The organism is Variovorax sp. Soil_C_17, from assembly GCF_057657265.1.
The window spans coordinates 22,722-29,562 of the sequence record NZ_JBDGIT010000022.1 but is presented as its reverse complement, the minus strand read 5'-3'; the positions used below and the strand labels follow the sequence as shown (position 1 = coordinate 29,562).

The 6,841-nt window shown below is 62.5% G+C and carries 4 protein-coding genes and 1 pseudogene; 1 reads left to right on the top strand and 4 read right to left on the bottom strand.

The features are described from left to right. Window positions 1–248, top strand: a 248-nt coding sequence (locus tag AC3A6Y_RS34100; RefSeq protein WP_487872634.1) for a transposase, incomplete at its 5' end; no start/stop codon positions are given. 321 nt (window positions 249–569) lie between these two features. Here AC3A6Y_RS34100 and AC3A6Y_RS34095 read toward each other — a convergent pair. The 4 genes and pseudogenes from AC3A6Y_RS34095 to AC3A6Y_RS34080 form a co-directional block, all read right to left on the bottom strand. Further along, window positions 570–1,646, bottom strand: coding sequence for an IS110 family RNA-guided transposase (locus AC3A6Y_RS34095; RefSeq protein ID WP_487872639.1), 1,077 nt, complete (start codon window positions 1,644–1,646; stop codon window positions 570–572). 1,141 nt (window positions 1,647–2,787) lie between these two features. Continuing rightward, window positions 2,788–3,567, bottom strand: a pseudogene (locus tag AC3A6Y_RS34090) (IS110 family RNA-guided transposase); the annotation flags it as partial. Window positions 3,568–3,810: 243 nt separating this feature from the next. Then, the gene (locus AC3A6Y_RS34085) at window positions 3,811–4,173 is read right to left on the bottom strand and encodes a Tn3 family transposase (RefSeq protein WP_487872638.1); all 363 of its coding nucleotides are present in this window, start codon (window positions 4,171–4,173) and stop codon (window positions 3,811–3,813) included. Window positions 4,174–4,175: 2 nt separating this feature from the next. After that, window positions 4,176–6,737, bottom strand: coding sequence for a Tn3 family transposase (locus tag AC3A6Y_RS34080; RefSeq protein WP_487872633.1), 2,562 nt, complete (start codon window positions 6,735–6,737; stop codon window positions 4,176–4,178). Window positions 6,738–6,841 lie beyond the last annotated feature (104 nt).

The following is a 6,841-nucleotide window of genomic DNA, read 5'->3' as shown; positions in this document are numbered from 1 at the left end:
CCGTGAAGGCGTGGCTTGCCGAGCACAAGCACGAGATCGAGGTGTTCTACCTGCCGAGCTACAGCCCGGAGCTCAACTCGAATGAAATGGCCAACGCCGATCTGAAGCAGGCCGTCACGAAGCTCGCCCCTGCGCGGACGAAGTTGCAGTTGGTCAAGGCCACAGCCAAGCATCTGCGCAGCGTTCAGCGGCAACCCGAACGCATCAAGAGCTACTTCGAACACGAGCCGGTTCGCTATGCGGCCTGATTCAAGTTCGCTCATGCCGGCTTGTATGGATGCCTCCCGGCGATAGGTAGTAACCCGCGTCGTTTTGTGAAGAAGTCGGCTGCTGCCTTGTATCCGGCTTTGTGTGTGATCTGCCCTGGTTGCCCAGGCCATGCCACTGGCCCTGATGTAATCCGCTGACAAGCGCCTCATCTCAATAGCGGACTGTTGAAGTCCTAGCCGGCATTCAGGTTGAGCTTGTCTCGGTCTGACCTGTTTCACATCACTTCGCGTCTTGCTGCCCCAATCGCCTTCAAAGGCTCACATACCCTTTCTTGGTTGGGTTGATGTCGGCCGCCGAGCTCAAGCCGCTTGCGGCCTGGTGCTCTGGTGGCCCCGTTGGTAATCCTGTTGCCTGGCCGTCACGGCCCAGATCGTGCGGGCCATCTTGGCCGCCTGCGCCACGACCACCACATTGGCCGGGCGCCTAGCCTGGAGTTGCTCCAGCCACGGCCCCAGTTCCTTGGCGTGCGTGAGCACCGAGCGTGCGCCGTGGATGAGCAGGGTGCGCAGGTAGGTGTCACCGCGCTTGGAGATGCCCAACAGGTTGACCTTGCCGCCTGTGCCGAGCTGCTTGGGCACTAGGCCCAGCCAGGCGCAGAATTCGCGGGCCGACTTGAAGGCGCTGGCGTCGCCCATCGTGGCGATCGCCGCCGTGGCCGTTAGCAGCCCGACCCCAGGAATGGCCGCCACGCGCTTCATGTCCGCATCGGCGCGCAGGCGCTGCGCCAGTCGTGCTTCGATGGCCTTGATGTCCGCGGCCAGTTGCTTGATGCGCTGGGCCTGCTCGCGCAGACTGTCAGCCACGTACTGAGGAATGTCATTGACCAGCGATTCCAAGGTGACCTCGATCTCGCTGAACAGCGCATTCCTGCCCCGTGCGAAGGTGGCGCCGAACTCGTAGAGCAGACCGCGTAGCGCGTTGATCTGCATGACCTTCATCCTCATGAGCAACTCGCGCTGGCGGTGCAGTACGAGCGTGGCCTGCTGGGCCAGTGTCTTTATGCCTACGAACTTGGTACCCGGCTGCTGCACCGCCAGCCAGATGGCTCGGGCGTCGGTCGCGTCGGTCTTGTTGCCGGCAACGAATGGCCGTACGGCCTTGGCATGAATCAGCCGCACGCTGTGACCCAACTGCGTCAATTCACGTGCCCAGTGGTGCGCCCCGCCGCAGGCTTCGATGCCGATCAGGCACGGCGCGCGGTTGGCGAAGTGCTCCAGCACCTTGGCACGCTTGAGCTGGATGTTGACGATCTCCCCCGTGCTCATGTCCACGGTGTGCAGTTGGAACACGCTCTTGGCGATGTCAAGGCCAACAACCTGGCGCCCGTCGATCAAGCCGATGATTTGTCCCGCACCCTGAGCTGCAATACGATTCATCTCGGACCCCCGATGGTGTTTGTGAAGACCTCGGTCTATCACGCCATGGGCACTTCGATGCCGTCTCCATTCGGGGGTCCACCTTGCCATGCCGGCAGCCAGTCTCCCAGAACAGTCACGCTGTTCATCTCCGTGCTCCCGCTCTTGCTGTCCCCGTAGGGAGGGAGGCATCCATTACATCTCAATAAAGAAAAGCAAACCACCAAGGCGTACCCAATGGCCCTTGCAATCCGAGGCCAAACTTCTGCGACGTTTCATATCCGAGGGACCGCTCCCATGCACTGAGCTCGTCAAAAAGCGCACAAAGGTTGCCCATCAGGCTTCGCCGCATTGCGTCAAGATCGGGAGAAGAGGTCGCCCATCGTTGAACGACAGCTTTTCGGAAGACAATTTTGGCGGCTGAATGTCGACATTGGGCCCAGACCCGCCTTACAGCAGACGTCACGATCGCCGGAAAGCGGTCATCGGCAGGCCGACCTCCTCGGCCGCGCAGGGTTGAATGAGCCGCTCAAGTTGGCATCGGCTCAGGCCCAACATCCGACGCGCGCACCATCCAGTCCTCCATGGCCGAATTGAATTGAGCCGGTCGGTCTCGTGCATCGTCATAGTGATCGTCGCTTTGCCAGGCCCACCAGGCCCGTCGCCGCACGTCGCATCCCGAAGACCCCGGGGCGCAACGATGCGACAGCTCTATTCGGGGCCTACACAACAAATGATGTCAACGCTGTTTTCAAACGTCGCATTGCCAGCGAAGTTGAAATGTCGCTACAAGGGCTTCCCCATCAGTCAAGCACCCTTGTCCCCCGTCCATGAGGCCGTTCAAGGTCGATAGATTGGGGTCGACGGTCCGCTGCTTTCGCGGGTTGCCTATCGATGAGTCAAGGTGCGGACTGGCGATGCTACAAACGGCCATTGATGCAGCGCATTTACTGCGGACCCTGATGAAAGACGCGCGCGAGGGCCTCATTCATTTCGCGAGGATGGCAAGTTGCCACCTCCCGACATTTCTCAGGCACTCCCCGCGCGGGTCCAACCTTGCTTCATCACAATAAGCCGTCAAGCGGCGGTGCAAATCAAACTCGGGGCAAATTTCGTGGTTCGAAGGTTTGGCTCGAAGGCTTCAACTCGTTGCCGACCCCGGTCATGCTGGCATTGCGAACGTCTCTCCTCGAGATAGTACGGCCCACGCCATGCGGGCATTCTTGGCGGCGATGGCCACGATCGCTCGCCAGTAGCCTCGACGCTCGGCAAGCGTCGTGGCCCATCGGCTCACTCCATCCGTCTTGCTCTTGGCGCTGTTGAGCATCGATCGGGCTCCCAAGACCAGCAGCGATCGCATATACGAATCCCCCACCTTTGTGATGTGCCCGAGTCGTGTCTTTCCACCCGAGCTGTACTGACCTGGCACCAAACCTAGCCAGGCTGCGAACTGGCGACCGTTCTTGAAGTCGTGCCCGTTTCCGATCATGGCCAGCATCGCAGTGGCGGTGGTCTCGCCAATCCCTCTCAGGCGCATCAGCTGCTGGGCCCGAGTGTCTCCGCGCGCCATCTGCGCGATGTGTCGGTCGTAGAGCGCGATCCGCTCGTCCAGCCGCGTCAATTCGCTGAGCAGATCGCCGATGACAGTGTTGCTCCACCCGAGCAGATCCTCGAGGCACGCCATGGCCTGACGGCGCACGGTCGATGCCTTCAGCGGCAGCACGATACCGAACTCACTGAGCAACCCACGTACCCGGTTGATGATTGCCGTGCGCTGCTCGACGAATCCCTGGCGCACGCGATGCACGCTCAGTTGCGATTGCTGCTCCAGGCTCTTGATCGGCACGAATCTCATGTTCGGCCGTTGCGCTGCTTCGCAGATCGCGGCCGCGTCGGCCGCATCGTTCTTGCCACGCTTGCCGGACAGGCGATACGGGCTGACGAACTACGGTGCCATCAGGGGTAAACGTATTTTTTCGACAAATTGACACGGTAGGCCCGAAAAACTTCAAGCACGACAAGCACTTGCAAAAGTGCCAGTCGGAGGAGGGCAGTGCGATTCGTGCAGAATGACACGCTCACCGACAGGGAGCTCGCGGAACGACCGGCCCGGTAGGGCCGTTCTGCTCCGGCACCCCGACAAGGTGGGCATGTGCTTCGTACTTGGTCGGAATCGGTTGGTGCCTCAGAGTGCCGCCGTGCCAGAGCGACGCGCCACCAGCAAGTGCCCATATTTTTCGAGGTTGAACCGGTACGTCCCGCGGAAATTGATGTGCGAGAAGTGCGCGGGTCCGATCCGGCGAAGCCAGTCGTCCTCCATCGGCAAGCCGGAGACCCTGAGACGGGAAACGACGCCGTCCATGCGGCCGGTGTTCCAGGCGAGCACGATGTTGGTGAGCAAGGCGTGCGCCCCAGAGATGGCCACCATCTCCTGCCTTCGTCGTCCTCGGGCCTGCGCTATCTGCCCACCGTGGATTGCACGTTGGAGTTGATGCACCGATTCGCCGCGGCTCAGTAGCGCCAGCAGCTCGCGTCGAAAGTCGGTGATCGTCAGGTAGTCGCACAGGAACAGCGTTCGCAGCAGCCCGCCGAGATGTTAGCCGTATGGTGCAATGGATCGCCGATGGCGGCAGAGCCCAAGCGGTGAATGGCGTGTACCGCGGACACCTTGCCAGCGCGAATGGACGCCACCAGCCGCACAAGATCGTCCCAGCCGCGCTCGATGCACTTGAGAGACACCCGGTGCACGGTGGCCCTCTCCAAGCTTTCCGGCACCGACCAGCCCCTTGGGACGAACAGCTTGCGCTCGCGCAGGTCCTTCAGTCTCGGACACAGGTCGAACCCCAGGAGCTTTGCGATGGCCAGGGCGACGCTGGTCATGCCATGGGTGTCTACGGCGAGCAGGGAGACGCGAATGCGATCCTCGCTGCGATTGTGTTGCTCGACACCTTCGACGGCCGCACCCGCCTGTCGTTCGTTCAGCACGATCGGCTGATCGTAGAAGAGCCCCCAGCGGTCCCGCACGTGGGTGTACAGGCCGGCAGCATAGGTGCGTCTGCGCGGATCCACCCTGGCCGTCCACAGGTGCCGGCTGGTATCGATGGCCATCATGTCTGCCGACCCCTTCGTGCCGTCTCCCCACAAGGCGGCGATCGGCAGGGCGTTCTGGTACTCCGAGACCCGTTCGTTAGCCCGCCGCAGGCGACCACTGAATTCGATGGCCCGCATGGCCGAGGCAATGTGCGCCGCATCCAGCCCAGGAATCATCGATCCAACCCCGGTGGCGTCGTTGTCGCTCCCATGGGCAAGCAGCGCGCCATAGACTGCCAGCAGTTCGTGGTCAGACTCGGGGCGGCGGGCCAGCAGCGCCTCGCTGAAGTGCGTCGCCGCGTCGACCTCCATCAGCACGTCGGGCAACTGCACATGTCCGATGTGCTTGAAGACGGCCTCTCTGGTCTTGCGAGGTTCGATCTCCTCGTCCAAGGCATTGATTGATGGCAAATGCACCAGACCCTTGGCGTCGAGACTCACCTTCCCGCGCTCGACCGCTTCCGCAAGCGCATACAACCCGACCGACATCGTCGCCAGAATTGGCGCCAGGAACTCGCTGGCCTGCGACGGCAGCCCAAGGATCTGATAGTGCTGTTCCTTGCACCTCATCCATTCCCCGTCGGCGAGGAGCATGGATTGGCTGGAGCGGTGGCCGATCGAATGGTTCACCCATACGCTTCCCCGCCGCAAGCTCCTGCGCAGGGCCATCATCGTGCTGGCCTCGAACGCACGATAGCGGGACCGAGGATCCAGATCGGTGACGATGGTGCTCCATGCGAGCCCGACCGATGGCGGCTTGAAGTCCGTCGGAATCTCCCGGCCGCCGATCGCCTGAAGCTTCATCCACGCCTGCCATTGTTCGTATGCCAGGTCACCGGACTTTCCGACAAAGTCGACGGCTCGAAGCCCTGTCAAGTGCGCATGAACGCGGCGGCTGTCCTCCGCAAGGGCTCGACGAATCTGCGAGGCGAATGAGGTGGTCCCCGCGTCACCGATGCCGTCGAGGAGGCTTCGAGCTTCGAGCACACGTTCGCGCCACGACTTCGTCTCGTCACGAAGCACGGCCCTCGCTCTGACGGCGTGCTGCAGCGTAGCGTCGTTGATTCGGGCGCGCGCCCTGTCGGCACGCTCGGCCGCGTGTCGGAACAGTTCCTGGCTACGGCGCGATGCCTGGAGCAGCGCGATATCGGTCAGCTCCATCAGCGTCGCGTGCAGGAAGCACACAACCTCCACGGTCTGGCGTCGCTGTTCAATGCGTGCGGTCATTGATGGCCGGCGCATGGTCACGTGGGCCGCGTAGGCCTGTTGCTTGCTCAGGGCGATGGAATCCAATGCCCAGGTGTGCACGCCCAAGGCCTTGAGAGCGACGATCTTCTCCAGGGTCTGTGCGGTCGTGCTCGGGGCATGGCGCTCGGGCGGTGTCTTGAGCCACTCGAGATGGCTGCCTGAAGCCGCAGGGGAGGGCGCATAGGCCCAGTCGATCGCTTGGCGCAGCGCCTCCTTCCCAATCGCCGCCTCGATCGTTGCGGCCATTGCCGCCTCCGTGGCATCGAACGCCTGGCGGGCCCAGTCGGCAATGCGGCGTGTGCCCGGAATGATGATTCGCCTGCCGTACAGCCAGATGCGTGCAGTTCGAATCAGGTCGTCGGGGTGAGCGGCCTCAAGGGCGGCGACCGCGAGAACCTGGTCGATCTTTTGCCGCTGGACTTCGTCAAGGTCGCTCAGGCCAAGATATGTGCGGGCCCAGGCTTGGTGCTCGTACAGCGTCTGCCGGCGTTCATAGAGCGATCGGAGGCTGGCGATGCTCACGCTGGGCAACCGCAACGCTTCGCACACTGAACGCAGCAGGATCTTCGGGACCGTGGCGAATCTGTCCATCGGGCGGCCACTCGCCCGCAGAAAGAGCAACTGGATGGCTGCAGCGACGCGGCGGTCGTCGCGGAAGCGCTCGCAGATCGCGGAAATGTCGTCCTTGCTCAGGCTGAAGAACTCCTGAACATCGAGTTCGGACATCCTGGAGGGAAGGGTCTCCGCGCCGATGAAACGCTGGGCGAACGTCACGGCAAGGATCCTCCACAGGGATGAGGCCCGCCAATCTACTCCTTCGGCGCGCGTTGTGGCTGCGGGTTCCGGTCACCCCGCCGAAAGCGTGCGGGCGTCGGCGA

Bases quoted from the DNA above. Each gene is read 5' to 3' on its own strand.
- AC3A6Y_RS34095 (WP_487872639.1), bottom strand. From the start codon at position 1,646: ATGAATCGTATTGCAGCTCAGGGTGCGGGACAAATCATCGGCTTGATC.